Origin of the sequence: Desulfofarcimen acetoxidans DSM 771 (assembly GCF_000024205.1) — a bacterium.
Classification (GTDB): Bacteria; Bacillota; Desulfotomaculia; order Desulfotomaculales; family Desulfofarciminaceae; genus Desulfofarcimen; species Desulfofarcimen acetoxidans.
Genome location: NC_013216.1, coordinates 3,613,940 through 3,636,330 on the forward strand (window position 1 = coordinate 3,613,940; position 22,391 = coordinate 3,636,330).

At 40.7% G+C, this 22,391-nt stretch carries 27 protein-coding genes; 8 read left to right on the plus strand and 19 right to left on the minus strand.

Annotation, left to right across the window (positions count from 1 at the left end; genetic code table 11):
* Positions 1 to 15 precede the first annotated feature (15 nt).
* Complete coding sequence (locus DTOX_RS16510; protein WP_015758825.1) at positions 16 to 567, minus strand: hypothetical protein; 552 nt, start codon at positions 565 to 567, stop codon at positions 16 to 18.
* Between the two features lie 424 nt (positions 568 to 991).
* On the opposite strand from DTOX_RS16510, the gene DTOX_RS16520 reads away from it, so the two are divergent.
* On the plus strand, positions 992 to 2,803 hold the full coding sequence (locus DTOX_RS16520; RefSeq protein ID WP_015758827.1) for an IS1634 family transposase: 1,812 nt from the start codon (positions 992 to 994) through the stop codon (positions 2,801 to 2,803).
* Between the two features lie 113 nt (positions 2,804 to 2,916).
* Here the strand turns inward: DTOX_RS16520 and DTOX_RS16525 are convergent, their stop codons facing one another.
* The 4 genes from DTOX_RS16525 to DTOX_RS16540 form a co-directional block, all read right to left on the minus strand.
* Positions 2,917 to 3,957: an NAD(P)/FAD-dependent oxidoreductase gene (locus tag DTOX_RS16525; RefSeq protein ID WP_242652456.1), complete on the minus strand. Its 1,041-nt coding sequence runs from the start codon at positions 3,955 to 3,957 to the stop codon at positions 2,917 to 2,919.
* 445 nt (positions 3,958 to 4,402) lie between these two features.
* Positions 4,403 to 4,585, minus strand: coding sequence for a hypothetical protein (locus DTOX_RS16530; RefSeq protein ID WP_015758829.1), 183 nt, complete (start codon positions 4,583 to 4,585; stop codon positions 4,403 to 4,405).
* 159 nt (positions 4,586 to 4,744) lie between these two features.
* Entirely contained in the window at positions 4,745 to 5,260 is a 516-nt protein-coding gene (locus tag DTOX_RS16535; RefSeq protein WP_015758830.1) for a hypothetical protein, read from the minus strand.
* Between the two features lie 57 nt (positions 5,261 to 5,317).
* Positions 5,318 to 5,653, minus strand: coding sequence for a hypothetical protein (locus tag DTOX_RS16540; protein WP_015758831.1), 336 nt, complete (start codon positions 5,651 to 5,653; stop codon positions 5,318 to 5,320).
* Between the two features lie 186 nt (positions 5,654 to 5,839).
* Between DTOX_RS16540 and DTOX_RS16545 the strand changes: the two genes are divergently transcribed.
* Positions 5,840 to 6,160, plus strand: a complete 321-nt coding sequence (locus tag DTOX_RS16545; protein ID WP_015758832.1) for a DUF6809 family protein — start codon at positions 5,840 to 5,842, stop codon at positions 6,158 to 6,160.
* Positions 6,147 to 6,722, plus strand: a complete 576-nt coding sequence (locus tag DTOX_RS21680; RefSeq protein WP_052292965.1) for a DUF6550 family protein — start codon at positions 6,147 to 6,149, stop codon at positions 6,720 to 6,722. Before DTOX_RS16545 ends, DTOX_RS21680 begins: the two co-directional genes overlap by 14 nt.
* A 54-nt stretch (positions 6,723 to 6,776) precedes the next feature.
* Here DTOX_RS21680 and DTOX_RS16555 read toward each other — a convergent pair whose 3' ends face one another.
* The 3 genes from DTOX_RS16555 to tnpA form a co-directional block, all read right to left on the minus strand.
* Positions 6,777 to 6,962 (minus strand): hypothetical protein, encoded by a 186-nt coding sequence (locus DTOX_RS16555; RefSeq protein WP_042316060.1) that lies wholly within the window; start codon positions 6,960 to 6,962, stop codon positions 6,777 to 6,779.
* A gap of 234 nt (positions 6,963 to 7,196) precedes the next feature.
* Complete coding sequence (locus DTOX_RS16560) at positions 7,197 to 8,429, minus strand: RNA-guided endonuclease InsQ/TnpB family protein (RefSeq protein WP_015758834.1); 1,233 nt, start codon at positions 8,427 to 8,429, stop codon at positions 7,197 to 7,199.
* Between the two features lie 4 nt (positions 8,430 to 8,433).
* Positions 8,434 to 8,742 (minus strand): IS200/IS605 family transposase, encoded by a 309-nt coding sequence (gene tnpA, locus DTOX_RS25435; protein ID WP_207635996.1) that lies wholly within the window; start codon positions 8,740 to 8,742, stop codon positions 8,434 to 8,436.
* Positions 8,743 to 9,090: 348 nt separating this feature from the next.
* On the opposite strand from tnpA, the gene DTOX_RS16565 reads away from it, so the two are divergent.
* The 4 genes from DTOX_RS16565 to DTOX_RS16580 all read left to right on the plus strand — a co-directional run bounded on the left by DTOX_RS16565 (position 9,091) and on the right by DTOX_RS16580 (position 11,731).
* The gene (locus DTOX_RS16565; protein WP_015758835.1) at positions 9,091 to 9,681 is read left to right on the plus strand and encodes a hypothetical protein; all 591 of its coding nucleotides are present in this window, start codon (positions 9,091 to 9,093) and stop codon (positions 9,679 to 9,681) included.
* Between the two features lie 873 nt (positions 9,682 to 10,554).
* Complete coding sequence (locus tag DTOX_RS16570) at positions 10,555 to 10,851, plus strand: type II toxin-antitoxin system prevent-host-death family antitoxin (RefSeq protein ID WP_015758836.1); 297 nt, start codon at positions 10,555 to 10,557, stop codon at positions 10,849 to 10,851.
* Positions 10,848 to 11,315, plus strand: a complete 468-nt coding sequence (locus DTOX_RS16575; RefSeq protein WP_015758837.1) for a type II toxin-antitoxin system VapC family toxin — start codon at positions 10,848 to 10,850, stop codon at positions 11,313 to 11,315. Before DTOX_RS16570 ends, DTOX_RS16575 begins: the two co-directional genes overlap by 4 nt.
* An 83-nt stretch (positions 11,316 to 11,398) precedes the next feature.
* Positions 11,399 to 11,731: a hypothetical protein gene (locus tag DTOX_RS16580; protein ID WP_015758838.1), complete on the plus strand. Its 333-nt coding sequence runs from the start codon at positions 11,399 to 11,401 to the stop codon at positions 11,729 to 11,731.
* 159 nt (positions 11,732 to 11,890) lie between these two features.
* On the opposite strand, the gene DTOX_RS16585 is transcribed toward DTOX_RS16580, so the two are convergent.
* Positions 11,891 to 13,177 (minus strand): two-component system sensor histidine kinase NtrB, encoded by a 1,287-nt coding sequence (locus DTOX_RS16585; protein ID WP_242652457.1) that lies wholly within the window; start codon positions 13,175 to 13,177, stop codon positions 11,891 to 11,893.
* A gap of 4 nt (positions 13,178 to 13,181) precedes the next feature.
* Here DTOX_RS16585 and DTOX_RS24530 point away from each other — a divergent pair, with 4 nt between their 5' ends.
* The gene (locus tag DTOX_RS24530; protein WP_242652458.1) at positions 13,182 to 13,352 is read left to right on the plus strand and encodes a hypothetical protein; all 171 of its coding nucleotides are present in this window, start codon (positions 13,182 to 13,184) and stop codon (positions 13,350 to 13,352) included.
* Positions 13,353 to 13,619: 267 nt separating this feature from the next.
* Here the strand turns inward: DTOX_RS24530 and DTOX_RS24950 are convergent, their stop codons facing one another.
* The 10 genes from DTOX_RS24950 to trsM form a co-directional block, all read right to left on the minus strand.
* The gene (locus DTOX_RS24950) at positions 13,620 to 13,751 is read right to left on the minus strand and encodes a cyclic lactone autoinducer peptide (protein WP_015758840.1); all 132 of its coding nucleotides are present in this window, start codon (positions 13,749 to 13,751) and stop codon (positions 13,620 to 13,622) included.
* Positions 13,732 to 14,391, minus strand: coding sequence for an accessory gene regulator ArgB-like protein (locus tag DTOX_RS16590; RefSeq protein WP_015758841.1), 660 nt, complete (start codon positions 14,389 to 14,391; stop codon positions 13,732 to 13,734). Before DTOX_RS16590 ends, DTOX_RS24950 begins: the two co-directional genes overlap by 20 nt.
* Entirely contained in the window at positions 14,388 to 14,834 is a 447-nt protein-coding gene (locus DTOX_RS16595; protein ID WP_157862996.1) for a hypothetical protein, read from the minus strand. Before DTOX_RS16595 ends, DTOX_RS16590 begins: the two co-directional genes overlap by 4 nt.
* A 451-nt stretch (positions 14,835 to 15,285) precedes the next feature.
* Positions 15,286 to 15,891, minus strand: a complete 606-nt coding sequence (locus DTOX_RS16600; RefSeq protein ID WP_015758844.1) for a histidine phosphatase family protein — start codon at positions 15,889 to 15,891, stop codon at positions 15,286 to 15,288.
* 42 nt (positions 15,892 to 15,933) lie between these two features.
* Positions 15,934 to 17,160: a DVU_1551 family NTP transferase gene (locus DTOX_RS16605; protein WP_015758845.1), complete on the minus strand. Its 1,227-nt coding sequence runs from the start codon at positions 17,158 to 17,160 to the stop codon at positions 15,934 to 15,936.
* 2 nt (positions 17,161 to 17,162) lie between these two features.
* Entirely contained in the window at positions 17,163 to 18,227 is a 1,065-nt protein-coding gene (locus DTOX_RS16610) for an XdhC family aldehyde oxidoreductase maturation factor (RefSeq protein ID WP_015758846.1), read from the minus strand.
* Between the two features lie 43 nt (positions 18,228 to 18,270).
* Entirely contained in the window at positions 18,271 to 19,674 is a 1,404-nt protein-coding gene (locus DTOX_RS16615; RefSeq protein WP_015758847.1) for a DVU_1553 family AMP-dependent CoA ligase, read from the minus strand.
* A 29-nt stretch (positions 19,675 to 19,703) separates the two neighbouring features.
* Positions 19,704 to 21,182: a radical SAM (seleno)protein TrsS gene (gene trsS / locus DTOX_RS16620; protein ID WP_015758848.1), complete on the minus strand. Its 1,479-nt coding sequence runs from the start codon at positions 21,180 to 21,182 to the stop codon at positions 19,704 to 19,706.
* 4 nt (positions 21,183 to 21,186) lie between these two features.
* Positions 21,187 to 21,642, minus strand: a complete 456-nt coding sequence (locus DTOX_RS16625; protein ID WP_015758849.1) for a DVU_1555 family C-GCAxxG-C-C protein — start codon at positions 21,640 to 21,642, stop codon at positions 21,187 to 21,189.
* The gene (gene trsM / locus DTOX_RS16630) at positions 21,635 to 22,369 is read right to left on the minus strand and encodes a DVU_1556 family methyltransferase (protein WP_015758850.1); all 735 of its coding nucleotides are present in this window, start codon (positions 22,367 to 22,369) and stop codon (positions 21,635 to 21,637) included. The genes DTOX_RS16625 and trsM overlap by 8 nt, the downstream gene beginning before the upstream one ends.
* Positions 22,370 to 22,391: the final 22 nt, after the last annotated feature.

Below are 22,391 nucleotides of genomic sequence, written 5' to 3' on the forward strand. Positions count from 1 at the left end.
GCCATGGGGAGAAATTCAAAGCTTTTCGGGTTTACTTAAAAAAAATATCTTCCCACTTTTAGTATGACCAATAACTTTAATCTGCGAATTTAACGGCCCGCTATAAAGGTTAAACCATATCCTCAAACCACCTTCCGTTTGAATTATTTTAGCCTGTTTTTCTTGTTTTATACCTTTTATACCGCTTGTTTCCACTACCACTCGTTCAATTTCTGGATCTTTATTTATCCCATAAATTAGGGATAATGATACATCGCTAAAATGTAAGGCACAGTAGTGCAAATCATTACCGGTGTTTAAGTCAACCCTTCCACCAGCCATAACACATTTCCATCCCCCCCGGACATCTTTAACAAGACCAGCGTTTACTCCCCCATCTTGTTCATAAAAAAACAGAACACCATTCTTTATCAACTCAAGGTGATAGATCTTATTAACTTTTAGATTTTCCTCTTGCATTACGAGGAAAATCTGTTCTTTTATTCGTTTTTCATTAGACTCATTTTGCGAACATACGTAAATTATAACTAGACAGAGTAAGCCTATTAGAAATAGTTTTTTTTTCATTTCGGTTCCTCAACTTTAATTTTATGGTTTTTTATTAACCACCAGAGTTGGGGTTTGTGTAGCAATGGAACAAAAAAGGCAATAGTGATACTATTATTTAACAGACTATTTTTAACATGATGGTATAATATTGCCTAGCTAATCCCGGTTATTCTTTACTATTTCGCTAATGCTGTATTCTTTTTGGTTATATAATTAAATTAAAAGTTTTTTTGATATTTTTATCTTTGACTTTGGGTATTGCATTCTCCAAACCTTTCTTAATGACCCACCTTCCGCAAGTTAAAAATTTAGACCTGTAAAATAGTGGAGCATAAGTAATATTAATTACAACCATAAAAATAACTGATCCATAAGCTGGAAGGATTTCTGTTTTTTGTGACAATCCCTCACTAATAAGAATAAATATTAGTGAGGGATCGTCATGGACTTACAACCTATTTTAGAACAACTAGCTAAATTACCCCCCGAAATATTGATGAAGATAATGCCCGAATTAAAAGTAGAAGTTCCGAAGGCAGATCCCTCAGGTGCAGTACTTATCGGTGTCTTTTTAGCAAGAAGCCTGGGCATTGGTAAAATAATTGACAACTTTATAGGCGAAGAATATGTTACTTATGAACATCTACGTGAAGACAGAGCCAACGATTCTAAATGTCGGGTAAGTACTGGTTTGGCATGTGAAATAATGGTTGGCGACATGCTGGGCAGAAATAAAGATCTCACCCATTTATATAAATTTGAAGAAGCTTGTGAAAACTGGCAAGTCGAAACAATACTCGATATACCGTCCGAAAAATTTAATGATGACAAAATGGGTAGAGCCCTTGACGCTATAAACTCAAATGCAAAATATATGGCTAATGTATTGCAGGATATTGTTTTATCAGCATCCAAGAAATTTGGAGTTCCACTTAACACTTTTTACAATGACACATCCTCCATTCCAGTCTCTGGTGTTATGGAGGATAACGATAAAGTTCAATACGGGTATGGTGGTCTACCGGGTTTAAAACAATTAATCCTTAATCTTACGATAGCCTCTGGTGCATCTTTGCCGATAACATCATCAATTGATTCCGGTAATGTTCAAGGCGGTACGACTTTTGAGCGTTCATTCGAGAAGGTTAAAGAGATTACCGATGACCAAGAATTTGAGATGATTATTGATCGTGGTATCCTAACCCAAGATAATATGCATTTGATGCTTACTAATAGCAACCAAAAGCCCTTTTTTATAGGTCCACTCAAGGATGAGCTATCGAAAAATTGGGTCTTAGAGCAATTAAATGAGGCTAAAAAAGATGATTTTGCTACTATTGACTATCGCTCTAAGAGAGAAATAGAAAGAAATCTACCCAGACACTACGAGGCGTTAGAGACAAAATATACGTTTAAGGTAAAACTTGAGCCTCCCACAGAGGGTAGTAAGAACAAAAAGCAACTCAAAAAAAGTAAGCGAATATTTGCGACACATACTATAAGGGCGGTTATTTATTGTGATTTAAACAAAAAACCTAAGGAACAAGAGCGTCGTCAAAAGCGTATAACCAGCACAGAAGATGCATTAGTAGAACTCAATGGCAAGCTTAAACGTAACTTAATCACGAAGGAATCCTGTGAAAAAGCAGTAGATAATATTTTTAAAGGGCAGCCTGAAATGCGTAGGCTGTTTAATGTAACAATTAAACTAAATCAACATAATGTTATTGTTATGTCCTGGTCAAAAGATGAAACTATAATTCCAGAGCTTGAGAAAACCGACGGTATCTTTGTGCTTTTAACCAACCATGACAAAGAGAAGGTTGATGCTAATGAACTGCTTACCCGCTATCGTGGTAGGAACGACATCGAAATCAGTTTTAGGTTTTTGAAGGGTTCTCTTGATTTACAACAAGTATTCCTTCGCAATCCTGAAAGAGTAGATGCCTATTGCTTTTTAAAAGTATTGGCTATGCTTGTGCTTAATTTAGCAGCCTGGCTGTTAGCTAAAAATGGCAAAAAGATGTCTCCCCAAAAATTACAGAAAGAACTTGGCGACCTAACTATCTCAGAACAAAGGTTGCAGCCTATTGGTATACGCCATTGGAATGGGACGAATATTCCTAATACTATTGATGTATTGGTTAATCTGTTTAACTTACCACATCCACTTGAATTAATAGAGGTTATTAATTCAGCAATCAATTTTTCTTATCATATTGAGAAATGGTTTAAGGATAATTTGAGAAAATAAGATTTGGCAGTGGTTCCCAGTTTAATGATCCCTTAGTGCAAAACCTGGGGTTTAAAGCTTGATGTAAAATTTCCTTGTTTTACGAAATATAAAGTTTTTTTTGAGACTAAAGTCTAACTTTTAATTTTATTTAATATGCCTCCGGCCATATCGATAAAATTTATTCCTGTATTATAAATAGCCTGTTTAATACCAGGTGTATTAATCATTGCTACTAACCTGTCAAGGCCTTCATTATCGAGATTTTCATATGGCGCTCTAATTGCTGAAATGTTTTCCACGTGTTTTTGCAAAGGTCTAACAAGAGATTCGTAATCCAAATCCTGGATCATTGCTCTTGCAGCCAAAATACCACTTATAAGAGCTTCAACAGCACCTGTACCAAGTAATCTTTCTGTTAACCCAGCAGAACGACCCACAAGTAAAACATTGCCTGACTTAAAGTTACTTACCCTACCAGTGGAGAATATTGGTAATGAAAACTTATAATAAAACTCCAGATGTGCCAAATTTTCTTCTTCTAAAAAATTAGTATATAACCTATCCATTTCATATTCACTGCAACCGATGTTACATAAACCTATTATAGCCTGGGTAGAACTCCATGGCGCAAGCCTGGCATATCCTTGACCTGCATAACGGGTATTAAAATAAACTGTCGATGAAGTTGATTCAAAAGTTCCAAAGACCAGCCCTCCCCTAAGATGTACTACCCCATAGTCTATCCATAATCCCATTTCCTTTGCCGCAGTATCTTTACCGGTTGCAACCACTACATAATCATATTTTTTGGATAGTTCCTTATAATCTGCTGCCCGGTTGAAGTAAACCGGTGTTTTTTTTAGTAATGTAAATAATTGATTTTCAACAGATTCTCTATGTTTCCCCCGGGTCATGATGTTGCCTAACTTTCCCTCAATACTAGTTTCTTTGTTAGGCGATTTCATTTTTAGAGTTCGCAATTCGTTGATAGGTTTTAAATCCAGTCTATACTTTTCTCTCAGGGATTCGCGTATATCACCCATTTGCCTTTGTAAGACGTTCAACCAGTGTACCGTACATGGCCATGGCCAGCCAACAGATTCATCTCTTTCAAAAACATCAGGTATTATTCCAAGTCTTTCACATTCTATAGCACAGGCCAACCCAGCCAAACCCGCACCTATAATAGCGATTTTCAATTGTTTTACCCCCTGGAGTATAAATATAGCATTTATATTATATCCATCAAGGTAAATTTAAATATTGATAGTAAATAACAATTGCATCATATTTGAAAGAGTAAACCGCTTTACTCATAATAAACAACCAGCCCCACCAGCCAAAGCCGGGTAGTCACAAGGATAAGTTGTGAACCCACCCCATAAGGCAAAGCAAATATGGAAAGTGCAACACCAATAAATTTAACAATCATATCAGGTATGTTACTACCTTAAATAAGAGAAATTTGCATTCCTTGCATGATTATATAAAGAATAACCCCGCTTAAAAGACAAAAACCGCCAAATACAACTCTTTTCATAATCGCCCTCGCTTTCACAAATTATACACTTCAAATTTTTGTTTTCCCGACTCTAAAACTACCCCACAAATTGGGAATTATTTGTTGTCGCCCTTAGACTTTTTGAAGACTAAAACAACACCGACAATCCCTATCGCTAAGCCAATAAGAATCCACGGAACGGTTACATCAGGAGTAATGTAATGGCCTAACCAATCCGATGCTAAAGTGACAAGTATTCCAAATAGAATTAACGCAATACCTTGAAGTTGCTTTTTCATTGCTCTCTCCATTCAAATTCCTGTTTTCTCTAATGCTTTTTACCACATAAGCCCATGTAGTTTATCTCCGCTTCTTCCTGCGCTCCGTTCTTGGAAAAACAGGTGCTCGGATTTTCCCAACGCTGGATAAGCGTATGGGCCTAAAAATTAAGGACTAACTTATTCATATTGATTTCCTTGATTATCACAAAAAGCCACTTTCACAGAATAGTCGTTGCTTGGAGCCTTATAGTAAAGGATTTTATTTTCTCTGGCATCAAGTTTTATTGGCTCAAGTTTTTTACCCTGTACGGCATATGTCACCTTTGCATAGTCTAATTCTGCTTGACTATACCAAAACAAATCATAGCCTGTTCCATTTATAACAGTATGTTCAGTGATTATTTCACCGTTATCTCGCAAAGATATTGTTTGAAGTTTATATTTATTATTATCTTCCGGCTCAAATATTGCCAACCCATACTTGTTGTTCGCATCAATTATTCCACTTATAATATGTTCATCTATTTTTATCTCCGAAGCAATGTGGATTCTATTATCTGATTGGTTTAACCGCAATTCTCTGCTTTCAAGTGTCGAACCATCAAGCTTGCTCTGTTGAAAAAAGAAGCTGATAAATACAACACTCAAAATTAAAATAGCTGCTACTGCAAAAATATACTTCTTTCTTTTCATTCTTATCTCTCCACTTGTCTAATATAAATAACGAATACACAGCTCTATACATTGGAATTAGATACCGAAATGAATAATGTATCTACTATACTCTTTGGCTTGATTAGCTAAGGAAATCAAAGATATATATTCCTCTTTACTTTGAGAATATAAGACCTTTGTAAATGCATCCATTGATTTAGGCGGTATAAGTGTAATACCACAATAAGCAAGACCTTTTTCCGGCCTTTGCAGAGTGTGCCAGTAGCAATCCACACCAGCTAAATCGGTTAAAATCGGTTCAATCAAATCATCATCAACCACGATACAATTGTATTTTTGCGGTTCGTAAGTATCAAACCGGTCTTTATCGGTGGGATATTTTTGCATAATTCCAAATTCATGCTTCGGCATATTATCACCCGTCAAATTTCCTGTTTATCTGCATATTAAATAATCCAAATTTAATTGTAATGTTAAATGTTGCTATTTAACATTACAATACCAGCGTAGATCTTTCCACCGAATCATTATCAATAATGGCTATAGCTTCCCGGCATGATATGTGGCATCCCGTATGACTAACAGGAGGCGGTACAGATGAACGATATACTGGATGAACTCTACCAACGGTTTTATCACCCTTCTCCTCAGACTGATTTACAACGGGAAATTGAGGACGCCCATCGGCAGCTCATTGAGCGGCTGGAGAAGCCGGAGCGAAAACTGGTATTGAGAATCATAGATACCAAAGACATGATTACGGGAAGCGAAGCTCAGGAGAGCTTTAACTGCGACTTTTGGCTGGCTTGGCGGTTATTCACACAGCTTCACAATTATAACAGCGGTCGTTTGGTTGAGGAAAACCTCAGTGAGGATGACCGCTTTTCTATGCAGAAGGGAACAGATGATGAAAATTAAGCTCAAGTATCTTGCGGCAGTGGGTACGATTGTATTGATGGTACCCTTACTGCATCTGCCCTACACTAAAGACGCAGCGCCTTCGCCCGAGAATCGCCCTGTGTGCGATCTGAACCGGGGGAGCGGAGATGTTGCCCTCCCGCCTTCGCAGCAGCACAGTACAGGACATACAGCACCCGAAATGCCGCCTCAAAACACATCCGTTATTGAGAACTCTGTGACGGTGACAGAACCGGAGCCACAGCTGACGAAAACACCCGAAAAGAAAGAATCCGTCCCGGCATCAACTCCATCGACGAAACCGACCGCGCCGCCCTCTCCCGCGCCTGTAAGAGCAGCCGAGCCCCAAATGGGCGATACCCGCGTGGTGGACGGACAAAAGCATGTCTACTTTCTCGGCTTCGGTTGGATTGAAGACAGCAGCGAACCAAACCACGGCGAATATGCTGCCGATATGTATGAAAACAGCAACAAGATCGGCGTTATAGATGGTGGGACCGCTGTGGGCGGAGATGGCGACATTAATAAAATTTGGCATCATGGGAGAATATCCCGCGAATAGAAGCAGGTGTACAACAAACCCTTACACACCTGTTTTTTCTCTGCTTTAATCCAATCACACTCTTTCCAGCATCTCCTCGCCGGAGATCCTGCCCCCCACATAATCCCGCAGGGATTGACCGGCTGCGGCAGACCAGACCTTGAACTCATCCTCGGTCAAATCCTTGCCGCTATGTTCCTCGGCATATTTCCCTGCCGCCCGGTAACAGCGGGAGTAGAGCTTATTGTTCGTACCTTTCATATAAGCTCATACATCAAAGTCAACCCCGGTTTATTCACCCAATATAATGGGCCGTACTTATTTACCTGTGAACCTCCTCCGGGACGAGCCCGGAGGCTTCTACCCGTGAGGTTTCTCATTTCATTGAGAACTGCCCTGGCAAAGCAAGGTCTTACACTCTCTCATGAGCTACAGCACTGTGTTACCACAGCCTTGGCCCGGTCCATGGGCATCTACTACTCATCGTAGATACGTTTAAGCAGTTTTTTTCAGTGCCAACACCTTCAGTCGTGCATATTCGACCTTCTCAGGTAACTTACGGCCTTTGGTGAATTTACCGTTAACCGATTTATCCAGAATTCCGGAAGCACCGACCATATCCCGGTGCGGGCCGGCGAAACCACACTTGCCGCATTTATAGGTGCGACCTGTTTGCTTGGTATACTCTGCACAAGCTGGACAAGTACCCGAAGTACCGCGTTCATCCACTGATATCAGCTTAATGCCATGACGCTTTAACTTATACTCCAGCATCCTGCGTAATTTACCGAAAGTCCATTGACTCATCCGCTGGTTGTGCTTTTTACCGCAGTCTTTCTTGCGCACGCCTTCTGGATTGCCGATATAGACGGTATTGACGTTATGCTCAAAGCACCATTTTGAAACAATAGTTGAAATGGTATGTATGACGTGCTCAATTCGGCGCTCAATATTGTTCAAAAACCGGTACTTTGCAGCTAAAAGCTTATTGCGCTGTTTTGAGCCTTTTTTAGTTTTAGAAATAGCTTTTTGCAACCTGCGCAGCACCTTATTCCTGAGCCGGTGCAGAGAACGCAGCAATCTGCCGCTCACTACCAAAGATTTCTTACCGTCTGTGATAGCTACAGCATGTACCTCACCGGGGTCAATGGCTGCTGTAACGCCGCCCTGTACTTTTTTCAAGGCCGGTTTTTCTACCGTTACATGCAGCCAGTAAAGGTTACGGTGCCATACAAGTTGAACCAGCTTAATGACGGCTCCGGAGAGCCTTTTGGGTAAGTTAAGTATGAGTGATTCCCTGCCGCGTCCGTTTGAGAGAGTCAGCATCTTTCCTTCGTAATTTATACCAAGTGGCTTCCAGGTTACAGTGAAAAAACGTTTCCTGCGATGGGGATAGCGCCAATCTGTAACTCCTTGTTCGCGCAGCTTCCCGGTGCGCTCACAGCACTCAAAGTAAGTTTCCACTATAGCCTGCGCCGACTGGGAATGAACACCGTATTTACCTTTAACGAATGCTTTCATGTCACCTTCGTCGAGCCAGCAGTGATGTTTTATATAGATTGTACGGTGAACAGTGCAAGTTGTGTTCCATACTTTGGCTGCCTCTCTTTGCAGGGTACGGGCCAGGAAAGTTTGCTCCGGGGTTAGGTATACAGGAAATTTATTCACCAAAATGTCGATGCCTTTTGACTTTGACTTCTTTGATTGGTTATTTTTACATTTACTCACAATTTCACCCCCTTCCAGAATATTTCTTTTTAAGCCAGGGAAAAGCGACAAATATTCTGTTGGCGGTAATGCTCTTAAGTATCCTTACAATCTCAGTGGGAGCCACGGTAGGCGGAGCAGAGAGGAATGTGTGCAGGTGATCCGGCATTGTTTCTATTTGAATGAGAGTGTATCCGTAGGTATTGCATATTTCTTGAATTATTTGTTTAACAGCATCCTCTACTTTACCCGTAATTGCTTTGCGACGATACTTTGGGCAAAACACGATATGATAGTTAATATTGTAGATGCAATGGTTTGTTTTTCTTTCCATGATTCAATTATACAGTAGAGGAAGTGTTTGTGTATATACTTGTCACCCTACCGGGCGACCGCTCCTTCATCCCACGGGACGAGCCCGTGGGTTTTCAGGAGCGATTTTCCATAAAATGGGTCAATCAGGTTTATCTATTTAGACATACTCAAACTCCAAATGCCGAGCTTAATTTTTTTAAACTAAAATAATTAAAGGAATTTTGCCAATTAAATAGAATTACCATGTTAAAGTGTTATTCATGTATTGGGATTTTCTCAAGTATTTTTGCATAAGATATTTTAATAAATTTAAAATGTATAAGTAGTTCTTACAATGGTTATTTTCTATTCTAAGGTGGTGAATGATATGAATTATTCGAGTTTTTCTAGTTTTACGGTTAGTGATTTTAATAGATGGATAGATGTAAATAATTATGATTATGTGAGTGAATACACTGTAGAGTTCTATAAAAAATATTTTAATGTTATTGCAGGATTTTATCTGCCTGAATACATACCAAAAAACTCTTGGCGTGATTTTATTAGAGTACTATCTGAAGAAACTGGGACAGACCAAAAAGCATTGGCTGGTTGGCTTGATGAAAAAGGGATTAAAATAATAAGATATTCACTTGATATATTAAAAGATACAGATAAGACAATAGAAATACTTAATTATTACAGTTTTAGACTAAATTGTGCGCTGGAAGATGCCGAAGAATTCGAAGATAAGAATTCTTTATTTTTAACCTTAATAGATATACCTATTTGTATAAAAAATGAATTAGGTACTCTAGGTCATTCATTTAATGAAAGTTTGACTGATACTCCATGGAAAGATATTAATTATTTATTATTATTTTCTGAAATTGCAATGCCTGCCAATGAGCAGGCTACTACTTTGTTAGGGGGCTATATAGAAAGCACATCCAAAAATATTTACACAAGAAAATATTGACTTGTTAACTAATTTGAATGAAGTACTTAATAAAAAGGATATTAAGCACATCATTGGATGTGTTTCTTATAGTACTAGTGACGCAATAATGCAATGTTTTATAAGGGATGGTTTCAGGACAGATATATTTATATTTTTTGGACAATATCAGTTAAAAAACTTGATCATGAATATGGCATGTTAAATAAAAAAGATGGCATATTATATCTCTAATCCAGCTACTCCCAGAATAAAACACGATTAACGCCCTTTCGGTATTCGCTGAAGGAGCTTTTTTAAATAATTTACATTTCACAGATCTATGTTTCTAGCCATAAAAATACAATTACTAATTAGATAAAAATAATCTCTAAGGAATCAAGGAACTTCCACTAATATCTTATTTATTTCTTCTTATTAGCCCCCATAAACCATGAAGTATCTTATATATGCCTATATAATTACCTACATAGCTTGCTACCTTCATGAAAATTCTAATTAATATTATACTCATAAATAAAAATACGATAGTCTTAAAGATGTTATCCATGATATATCACCTTAACTTTAATGCTATTTTTTAGGCAGAAATCCATTATAGCTAGTGCACATTCATTACTTAATGTTCATTATAACCTTGCTCTTCCGCTGTTGCAATAAATTAACACAATGTGCAACAAAAAAATGTAACCGAAAGAGTAAACCTTTCTACCCAAAATAAAAGGCTCACAAGCCAAAGGGGCGGGTTTTCCAATTACTTACACTATTGTCTAATAAATTTGTTAAGAGTTCAGTTCTCAAGGAGCAAATCCAAAAGCTTGCTTGCAATGTTAAATATTGCATGATATGATGTTAACAACAATGCAAGCAAGTGAAGGGGAGTTTATAGTGTATATGGCAAATGTGACGGAGGTCCGTCAGAATGTGAGTATGATTATATCTCGCGTAGTTGAAACCAGGGAACCAGCAGTTATTTTACAGAGGTCAAAGCCTGTTGTATATGTGGTGGAAGCATCTGCCTATGAAGAGTTGCTGAAAAAAGTTGAGGCGGCAGACAGGTTGTTGCGTGTGGAGGAAACAAAAAACGCTCTTCAGGATCTTGCCGACTTGAGAAAAAGGATGGCCTCAAAAGGTAAGCAGCAAGATTCCGTACCCCTTATCCGGGATTTACGGGAGGGGAAAAGCAGATGAGCAGTTACGTTTGCCTTGACAGCAGTGTCTTAATCAAGTTGCTCACATGGGAAGAAGGCAGTGATGCGGCAGCAGAGTTAATGGAAGAAATTGCAGCAAATGAGTTATCTATAGTTTTACCTTCTTTTGCATGGGCTGAAATTGGAAGCGTTCTGCGACAAAAAGCCTTGAGAAAAGAAATCATGGTCGAGGAAGCGGAAGAATCCTGGCGCATATTCAGGAGACTGAGAAACATTACCTACATGGACGATGAAGAAGTAATGAACACCGCATGGCAAATTAGCACAGAAGAAAAGCTTTCAACACTTTATGATGCTTCGTATTTAGCTGTAGCAGAAACAGTTACAAAACAATCAAATGAGGTATGTGAGCTCTGGACGGCGGATAAAAGGCTGGTTAATTCATTAAAAGGTAAGGAATATGTCAAATTGTTGCGAAATTTTGAAAAACCGCTGGGGCTATGAGCAGAAAAATGTGGTAAAACAAAGTATAGAAACAGATGGATGATCACCAATTACGGTGAAAATCATTTTTGAGGTGTATTTTTATGGATGTTACTTATTTTCCTGATAAGGCAATTGTTAAGCAAGCAATTTCAGAAGATATTCCTCTCCTTATGCTAGTATCTTATGATTCTAATAAAGTTTTACTAGCCAGTGGTAAAATTGATAATTATTTTAGAGTTTCTGTGGATAGTGAAAGTGCTCAATGGACATTTGTTTGCCCTAAAGATTATAAGAATATATTTGATGAGGAAAAGAAGATTACAAAGTTTTTTGAAGATGGTGTAACCACCATTAAAAAAGCTTTAAAACAAATAGATTATAATGTGGAATTAATAATTCCTAATAGGTTTCGTCGGCACTTGGCACTTGAATAAAATATAGTCAAACTATATTAAATGAGCAACTCCTTAAACTGATGCGAACAGTGCAACTAAAACACATGTCAAGATATTTATGTAAAATTACGGAATGCATAAAAATACGTGCTTAAAGCACGCTTTTTTACTAAGGAATTATCCATCTTCCCCGTACATTTAATTATTTTTTTCTTTGAGCAAAAGTTTAGGGGTTGGATGACAACAAAACTTCACCGAAAAAACAGTTCCGCTAGAATCGGTATTTACTTCTATGGACGCATTATGCCGCGCGGCAATGCTAAAACATACTGCCAGGCCTAATCCGGTCCCTTCATCCTTTGTAGTAAAGAAAGGTGTTCCTATTTTATCTAAAAGCTCCAAAGGTATTCCTGAACCTTCATCTTGCACTTCCAATACCACAAAATCCTTATCCTGAAATGTTTTTATAGTTAAGTTGCCGCCTAAGGGCATTGCCTCCAATGAGTTGCGGACCAAATTAAGTATAAGCTGCCGTATTTCATTCTCATCAAGGATTAGGTCCGGAACATCCTTTATCTCCATTTTAACATCATTATTCCTTTTCAATACATCGGCCTGGATTAACGGAAATATAGTAGCGAGTATAGAATTTAAATTTACCATCCTTAAGCTTACGGGCTTGTTCTTAGCCAGAGATAAATATTCCGTAATTATTGAGTTGGCTCTATCCAATTCCTCTATCATTAAATCATAGTATTCCTTATATTTGACGCACTCTTCTTTTGAGGCAAGCAGCTGTAAAAAACCGCGTACTGTAGTCATGGGATTTCTAATTTCATGACCAATGCCTGCCGCCATTTCTCCTACCAAATTTAGCTTATCTAAACGAGCTATCTCTTTTTCCATTTGTTTACGCTCAGTTATGTTTTCTGATGCCCTGAGAAAATGGGTAATAACCCCTTCGTTATCCTTAAACGGTATCATGGAAACATACTCAATGTAAATTTCGCCGTTCTTTTTTTTGCTGAAAAGTTCTCCGGACCACTCATTGCCTGATTTCACAGTTTCCCATATCCGTGAGTAGTCCATATTATGGTTTACCAGCGGATCAGCTATATTTTTATTAAATATCTCAACAGATGTAAATCCGGTTATTTGCTTAAATTTACTGTTAACATATTCAATATTGCCGCTAAGATCCGTTATTATCATAATGCTGGGACTAAGTTCAACTGCACGAGTCAGCTTTCGCATCTCTTCCTCGGCTATATTTCTTAAATGGATTTCTTTTTGAAGTGACAGTAAGCTCTTATTTAAAGACTTCCTATGCTGCGCCTCAATACCGGTAATCCTGCCGGTAAACCAACCTACTATAAATAAAACACTGATAAATATAATATTAGACTCTATAACTTTTATAATATAAATATTATCTTTAGTAAGGAGGTCATGAAAAACTAGGATTAGTGAACATATGAAGGCCATAAATATGCCTGTATTCTTACCCATAATTGATGCTGCTATTAAAACAGGTATGAATAATATGGTTTCCTTAAAAAGTACGTTATTGGATATAGTAAAAATGGCTATGGATGAAATAATAGTTGGTAAAACTATACATGGTATATTTACCCAGTTAAATCTATTATCATTTTCTTGATCATTACAATATTTATTATAAAATACAATTATACCAATATTACTTAACCCAAGCAATAAAAAAATAAAAATATTAAAAGTTGTATAACAACCTATAAATGGATGTATTTTATAACTAAATATTAGGCCAAACAGCAGGAGCATATTACAATAAATATGCATAGAAATTAAGTACTCATTTATTTCCGCCTGCCTGTTATCCTTTCCCATGTTCGGGCACGCCCCCTGTTTAAACTAAAGAGAGGTGGAATGACCACCTCATCTAATATTACTTTCTCAGTGATTCAGGCACATCCGGTTGATAATTAGTAACAGCACATGTTGACGCTGATGATATATTGGCTAAAAACAACAGTAGTGAAACAGTGATAAGAAAAACTTTAGGTAATAATTTTTTCATCTTCTTTCACCTCCTTCTCCATTGAAAACGTTCGATCTATCCAAAAAAATAAATTATGCCCTAGTTTGCTCAAAATCAGGGAAACCCATAAAATACCAATAACTAAACTAATCTGTATTTCCCCTGCATAAGTCCAGCTACTTTGTCGCAGAACAACTACTGCAATTGTTGCCATTAGAATTATAGCAATAGAAGAAGTTTTTAATTTTTTTCTCCTAGTAGGAGAAATTATTGGTGCAGCGGGAGAATCAACCGGAGCCAGTCTAGCTATTGTAACTACGCCAACTAAAATTGCTATGATTGAGAAAACATCTGTATAAATAAGTGCAAATGAAGAAAGAATATCGGCCAGTAAAGCTATTAGAGGAAAGATAAGTATGGTTACAACAGCACATCGCCAGGGATTATTGGAATGAGCACCACCAGCAGTATGCCTGAATAAAGCAATCATGAACAGGCAGGAAGCAGTTCCCGGCAACACACCAAGCAGCTGTCCTAAAAGAAGACTACAGACTATACATACAATAGTAATAACTAACAATTCAATTATATATGTTAGGATAATCTCCTTCTCTCTGGAGAGTTCCGTCTTTCTTCCAAGATAACCGGCCCAGGTTTTGCTTAATTTTAAATAACTCATATTCTCCATGCACCCTCATATGGTTTTTTATATTTTGAGATAATTATGGCAAAAATTATCATTAGAATACCCTGAGGCAAACCCAATGACTTCCATAGAATTATATTTGAAATAATATAATCTGGATCATATTTTGTCATCATTACAAATATTTTATAAATTACTAATTCCAGCAAGGTTAATGTAATGAGACTCAGGAAGCTACCCTTAAAACTTTGCACTGGAGATGTGTGAGTGACTTTTCTAATCAAAAGAGACAATAAGAACAAAAGAATTGCGGTATGCAAACCAAAGGTTGTCTGCAAAATTCTTATCGTATAAGTGACTGCAAACAACAAAATGCCTAGCGCTGTAATGCGCCCCCAATACAAAGGAACCCTCACTACAGCTAAACTGAAAGCAGCTACACCCGTCAACTCCAATATACCTTGCAACAAAATCATCGCATAAGACACCATATTCGATAGCATATAAACCTCTTTCTGGCATAATATTTAATCTATAGATATAATACTCTAAATTTTTTTTATATCCTGCAAATATTTAGAGAAATTTTCCGACATTTTACAACAATTATTTTATTTAACCGTGTCATTTTTAATAATTAGCAGTTTATTATAAAATATGACCAGTTTATTCTTTAACTGTATAAATAGGAGTACTGTAACGCTAAACTAAAATAACAATCCTTTTTCCTAGCCGTATCCAAATCAAAAGACACCCTTTTTACTCATGTAAGTAGGGTGTCTGAATGATTTACATACAGCTTCCGTTAAAACGCCTCAAAAGTAAAACCGGGTACAATCTGAAACTAATTTTATGTAATATTGCTGCCAAATTCAAAACAAACTTCAAGCTGAAATCCAGTCTCAACAATAAACTCTATGATTATAATCAATGAATATCCGGAATAATATTCATAGCTTTTACACGCAAACCATATTTAGTGTACTCTATAATATTTAATGAGCCATAGTCCTGCCCCATGCGAAATAACTCGGATAAACTAACTCCTAATATATGGCATATAATTACCCTGTTTACTCCGGCATGAGCAACAATCAAAATTCTTTCTTCCATATTTTTAATTAATTTATCCCAGATAGGTACTACCCGCTTTTGCAAATCTGCAAAGCTTTCTCCTCCCGGCGGGCGATAATCTGCTATAGACTCACCTCGCATACGAAATTCTTTGGGAAAACACGAACGAATTTTCTCCACCTCAATACCATCCCATTCTCCTAAGAATATTTCCCTTAGAGAAGGAATTATATGGACAGAAGCAAGCCTTTCAGCCGCTATTATCTGAGCCGTTTGTCGAGAGCGCAGCAAATCACTGCAAAAAATACGGCTGAAAATAACACCGGATAGTTTTTGTCTCCACCAGTAAGCCTGCTTTAAACCTCTGTTATTGAGAGGCAAGTCTGTTTGACCGATAAATCTCTTTGCCTGTGTTAAAATCTCACCATGCCTCATGAGATATATTTCTTTTGTAGCCATCTTTTTTTATTACTGTCTCCCTCTCTAAGGATAGATATCCTTTTAGTCAATACTCCCTTTCAGGCTGAGATAATTAGCTTTTTCTTCTCTTTCAGCCAATAAAAACTCGATTGATTTACCGGTACAGGCCTCTATTTTATTTATGATGGAAACAGCATTTTGCCATCTCCTTTCAATTTTATTTATCACTGATTGATTGCCCGCATGCTTTTCCAGCATTTTTTTAAATCTTACTTCAGGCAAGACAACTGCGGCACCTTGAACCAATTTGTCCGACAGATAAACCAATTCCTTAAAGTCAACCTTTTTATTCTCTGACACATTAATATCCATATGAACGGCAACAGCCCCGGCTACAATAGGAAACCCCATATCCATAAGAATTTGCGCGCCTGCGGAAGCATGCTCAGGCCTTCCTTTGGCCAGATCATGCAGCAAGCCTGCTGCTGCCACCAACTGCAAATCAAGAATGCCGTCATCCAAATGTCCGGCGTCAGAAATATCCGGAGTTTCCGCTCTCGACTGCTGTATGAGCGCTTGATTAATTTCCTGTGCAAGGTATACCGCCAGACTGGCCACAGCCCGGCAGTGGCTAATCAATCCCGCTTTATCCGGCAATTCCAGCTTGTTTAGAATCACCTCGCACTCTCTTGTCGTGGGAATCCCATACCTCTGCCATCTATCAAGCAGTTTACGGTAATCAGCCTGGGTATCTATATCAAACAAAATGTTTTCATCGGCCGTCTCAACATTTATAGCTTCAGATTCATGTTTTTCCAGGAGGCCTCTCAGGCCGCCCGCTCCGTTCCAACAAGCAATCTCCTCCCTGTAGAGGGCGGAGATAAGCGGTGGATGGCCACGCTCCCCGTTAAAGCAAGGATAATAGATCTTTCCTTTATTCAGCCGGTATTCCCGCAATAAGCGGTGGATGGTCTGCTGCCTGACCAGAGGAATATCCACGGGCAGCAGCATAAATGCGCCCTCCATTCGCTCCAGGCTTTTAACTCCTGCCCTTATCGAAGAAAACATGCCTTCATCGAATCGTTCATTAAAGACCGGGCGTATATTAAGCCGCTGCAGCAGAGAGGACAAATCAGCCGCCCGGTAGCCGCAAACCACTCTGATATCGGATAAGCCGGCAGACTTAAAAAGCATAATTACCCGTTCCAAAACGGAACAATCCCCTAATCGCAGCAGTGGTTTAAAATCTCCCATGCGGGAAGAATAGCCGGCAGCCAGTATAATTGCAGTTATATTTTCCACCTGCATGACTAAGCCCTCTGAGCCCTGTGTTTAACCAGTTCCGCTACAATGCTTACCGCAATCTCTTCCGGTGTCTCGGCGCCTATTTCCAGGCCGATCGGGCAATACACCCGGTTTAAATCTTCCTGTGTAAAACCTTCCTGTAAAAGAGCAGTGTAAATGGCATCACGCTTACGATTACTGCCAATCATACCTATATACTTTGCTTTTGTACGCAATACTTGTGCCAAAACCGTTTTGTCATGGCTGTGTCCTCTGGTTACTATAACGACATAACTGTCGGCACCCGGCGCGGGATCAGCAAAAGGCTCTGTAAAAGAAGTTATGACCTCCACCCGGTCAGCCTGTTTAAATCTCTCCCGGTTGGCAAATTCCTTCCGGTCATCCAATACAATTGTTCTAAAATCGACCAGTGCCGCCAGTGAGGCCACCTGCTGAGAAACATGACCCGCACCGTATAGGTAGACGGTTCCGGTACCAAAACAAGGCTCAACTATAATTTTTTGATTTTCCACATTGAATACAACCGGATATCTGGATTTATCCGTTATGCTGATTAATTCATTTAATTTCTCGGTATTGAAGGCAGTATCCGATAAAATACTTTCTTTCAAAACGCTTCTCTCATCAATAACTGCCCGGTATAAAAGCTGTCCTTTGCTGTCAGGTCCCTGTCCCAGCACGGTTATCAAGTAAAGCCTTTGGCTTTTTCGCAGGGCTAAGTCAAGTTCTTTGTATATTTGCAGGTTAGCAGGATCCGAGGTGACATACTCTATTAATATTTCCAACCGCCCCCCGCAAATCATATCCATGCTCTGAGCATCGGCACCGGTCAAATCGAACACTTTAACCTGTGCCCCGCCTGCCGCCAGCCATACTTCCGCGGCAGTCTTTTGTACGGCGGCTTCAACCAGTCCTCCTCCGATGGTTCCTATAATCTTTCCATCGGATAATACTATCATTTTTGTGCCGGCTGTGCGGGGGGTTGAACCCGACTGGCTCAAGATGGTTGCCAGCACCAGATCCTGGCCGTCTTCCAACAGGCGGCAAACGGATTGCAGCATATCGCTCATTTTCTTGCACTCCTCATACAACGGTATTGTAAACACTCATCGCTTAATCATTCATTTCTCTGCTATCACTAATAGTTCTTTTGGCAGTACCTCTTGAGGGGCGAATTGACCGGTCATTAACGACACCGGTTAAAATTAATCTGCTTTCACCGAAAACCTCACGAATAGTTTTTAATTCCAATAATGCCTCGAGTACTGAGCTGACAGCATGCCTCTCCGCTCCCGGTATTACATGCAAAGATATATCCAGTATTTCATTGCCCTTTCTGCCGGACACTCCGGCCCGATAATTCATTATTGCCGGTACAGGGAAAATTGCCTCGTCCAGGTCGGAAATGCTCAGCGACTTGCCGCCTCCCAGGCTTACTGTACTGCCCAGCCTGCCCCTGACTTTTTCCATACGCTTTAAAACAGTCCCGCAGGGACAGGGTTCAGGTAAAAACCTGGCCAGATCTCCGGTACGGTAGCGGATAAGCGGCATGCCTTTGCGGGTAAGAGTTGTGAAGGCAATCTCCCCCAATTCGCCGTCCGGCCTGGGACTGCCCGTTTCAGGATCAATGATCTCAAAATACAGGTCTGCTTCCCGCAGGTGATATCCTGATAAAGCGCGGCATTCCACCCCGCCGCCCAGGCCGGTCTCAGTCATGCCGTAATGATTAAATACAGGGCAATACCATATTTTTTGAACTTCCCGCACCACAGCGGCAGGAACATAATCAGTGCTGAGTAAAATGCTTTTCACGGTTCCCGGCGGAACATTTCGGGCGTCACTGTGCCTGATCAGTTCCAGCAGCTGGGCCGGGATACCTACCAGGCAATCAGCTTTAAAATCAATGATTTCTTTTATTGTTTCACTTGGATTAACTACCTGCCCATGTACCCTGCCTTCAACTCCCATCCGCTCCAAACCTTTAACCAGCAAGTCTCCCACACTGCCGGGCCTGTCTCCCGGCATCAGTATCAGTACTCTTTGCCCTGTTTCCACCAGATCTGCCATACCGTATTGGAAAAAGTCAACGGTCAGTTCCAGGTCTTCCTCAGTAAAGTAAAGTCTTTTTGGCTCTGACGTTGTTCCGGAAGAATTTAGAGCAACCAACTGTAAAGGAGTTTGTGTATCCGCAAAACCGGTTATATCCCCGTCCGTAGTGTTTACTGTCACCACCCGCGCAACATTACTGTGGGACACGCAGAGAAAGTCCAGGCTGTTTTTCCTTAAATCATCGGGTACAGTAAAGGGAAAACAGTTTATGTCTTTTAAACCCGCCAGTGTGCTGCCGGATAAGCCTTTTAAGTGACGCCGGTAATAAGGGCTGTTCTCTTTGGCATAGTCAACGGTTTCTCTCAGCTTATACAGTTGATAGGAGTTGATGGCTTCTCTGGTCAGGGTTTCATCGTCGTCAAGCCCCAACTTTCTTATCGTCATATCTTCTAAAGACGTCTTTCGCATATGATTTTTTCTCCATGAGCATTATCTTTTCACCGGTAGAGGCCTTCTCCGTGGCAATTAGTCAGGTTATAGGCACAGAAGGGAATCAGCCTGCCATCCGGAGCAACCACATGAATACAGCAGTCTTTCAGTCTTTCCAGATCCAGGTTCCAGGCATCCTGAAAAGCCATAGCTGAGACAGAAAAGCTGTTGGTTCTGGCATAGTCCAGAAAATCATGCAGATCAAAACTGATTTCATCATTCCCTATAGCACTGCCGCTGTTTTCGCCTTGGACAGCTTTATTAAATCTTCTATTTGCTTCGCCGTTATCTGCTGCATGGTTTAAGCCCTTGTTCAAGCCTTTTATGCCGCCCTGCCAGCTGTCTGTTTTAATTACCGGCCCGGCCCACTGTTTGGCTACAAAAGAAACGGCACGTCTTGCGCCTTCTTCCGCTTTTTCCGCACCTTTGCTCCCGCAGCAGGAGCCTTGCTGCCGGCCACTGAATGCTCGCAGTACACCGCCCGGCATTTTTATAAAGCTGCCGTGAAAAGAGCAAAGAGCGTTTTCACAACCGGGAGGTTTAAGGTTGGCTGCTTTAATCATGCCGCCTGTCTGTTTTTCTATCTCCCGCATAACTTCCGGCAGGGTAACCCTGCTCTCATCAACAGGAGACTCCGGATAACGCCCGAAATAGCTTACCGGCTGAAAGTGCACCCCCCTGACAACCGGCGGCATACCGGCGGCCAAACGAAGGATTTCCCCAATGTTTTGCACATTTACCCCCGGCACAAGCGTAGGCACCAGTACAACACCGATACCGTTTTGAGCGCACCGCTCTATGGCCGCCAGTTTTTCATTCAACAACGGCCTTCCCCTGATAGATGTGTAAATAGCATCTTCCGTGCCGTCAAACTGCAGAAAAACGGAGGATAAACCGGCCTTCCTCAGCTGCTCGGCATAACCCGGCTGAGCCAGGAGAATTCCGTTGGTGTTTAGCTGAATAAAAGAAAAGCCCATTTTTTTTCCCATAGCAATGATTTCGGGTAAATCTTCACGCACCGTCGGTTCGCCGCCGGACAGTTGAATATTGCAATAGCCGCTGGCCCTTATAACTTTTTCATACCAGCCCTCAATGACCTCAAGCCCTGGATCAGCGCTGTCGGACAAGGAAGATGAAGCGGCAAAACAAACAGGGCATTTTAAATTACAGCGGGCCGTAACCTCCAACAGGGCAGTACAGGTATGCTGGCGGTGTGCCGCGCAAAGACCGCAATCAAACGGACAACCCTCACTTACTTCGGTATAGCATACTTTTGGTTGAGTGGGGATTTTGGGCCGTGTCCAGCTTTCATAAGCCGGCCGGCCGCGCCAGACTACAGTTTTAAATTCACCGTGCTGTTCACAGCTTTTGCTTAAATAAACCTCATCGCCGCGCAATATCTTGTAAGCCGTCAGTTTTTTCAGGCAGTGAGGACAAACGCTTTCCGTCTGCGCTAAAATACGCTCTGAATTATTTGCTTGTCGCATGTTTTCACTCGTTTCTGCCGGTTGACATATCGATATCATTGGCCGCGAGAATTTGGCTTATCTTTATATAAGTATCAGCCACAATATTGCCGCAGCGGCTCAAGTCAGGCTCCCGGCCCGTGCCGGCTCCCGTGATTTGATCACAATTAATGCCGCCGTATTTCTGGCCTATTTCCTCCTTAAACCATTCGGTCAGTTCTTCAGTCATCAACATAAAGCGTTCATCCTGCCGTTCATTATCAGCACCTTTTCCGGCATAGAGAGCCAGCACACAGGCGCCTCCTGAAAGAGCGCCGCAGGTTAAACCGCTGCTGCCGATGCCATTGCACAGACCGGCCATGCTGCGCACCAGATCAGCATTGTTTTTTTCCTGCGTTTCCAGCGCCAGTATCACTAAAATCTGGCTGCAGCAATAACCTTGATGAGTTAATTGAAGCAGACGAAACAGAAGATCATCCATCGTTCAGGACCCCTTTCCTGGCAACCGCCAAAAAGTAACCGGGCTTGGAAGCGTAGCCGGTACCGCATTCACTGCCGTTATTTTTATTACAGGACAAACCCGGGAAGTTTTCCAGCGATCCATAAGTAAAAATTATTTGCCCGGCCAGTTCTTTTAAAGCCTTAGTATGATCCTCCCAAAGCAAAAGCTCAAAACCGGCGGCAGCCAACCGGCCGGCTGTTGCCTGGCGGCTAACCGCACCGTTCAGGCAGCATTGGACCGGCAAACCCTGCCGGCTGCTGCCGCCGCCACTGCGGTCATACATATCCGACAAAACCAGCAAACCGCCTTTACCTAAAGCGCGGTGAAACTCTTTCAATACTTTTCCGGCATCCGCTACCAGGGTAAGCACACATTCACAAAATATCCCATCCAGTTCACCGTCCCGGCAGGGCAGGTTTTCCGCTGTTGACTGCAGCAGGGGCAAACACGGGTTACGCTCCAAAGCGTTTTTCAGCATAACCGGGGAAGGATCTATACCCCTGCTGTTTACATAGCCGCGGGCAAGCAGGTATTCCACTGTGGCTCCGTAGCCGCAGCCGACATCCATTAATTTGGCTTGAGGGGAAAATTTGCAGTAAGCCAGAGCCCTCTCGCTTAAAGTTAATCCCCCGGGCCGCACAGTATCCCCGCAAACATCGTGAATTTGTTTTGTTTCGTATAAGCGGTCTGATTGGAGTGAAATCATAAGCATTTCTCCCAAAAGAAAT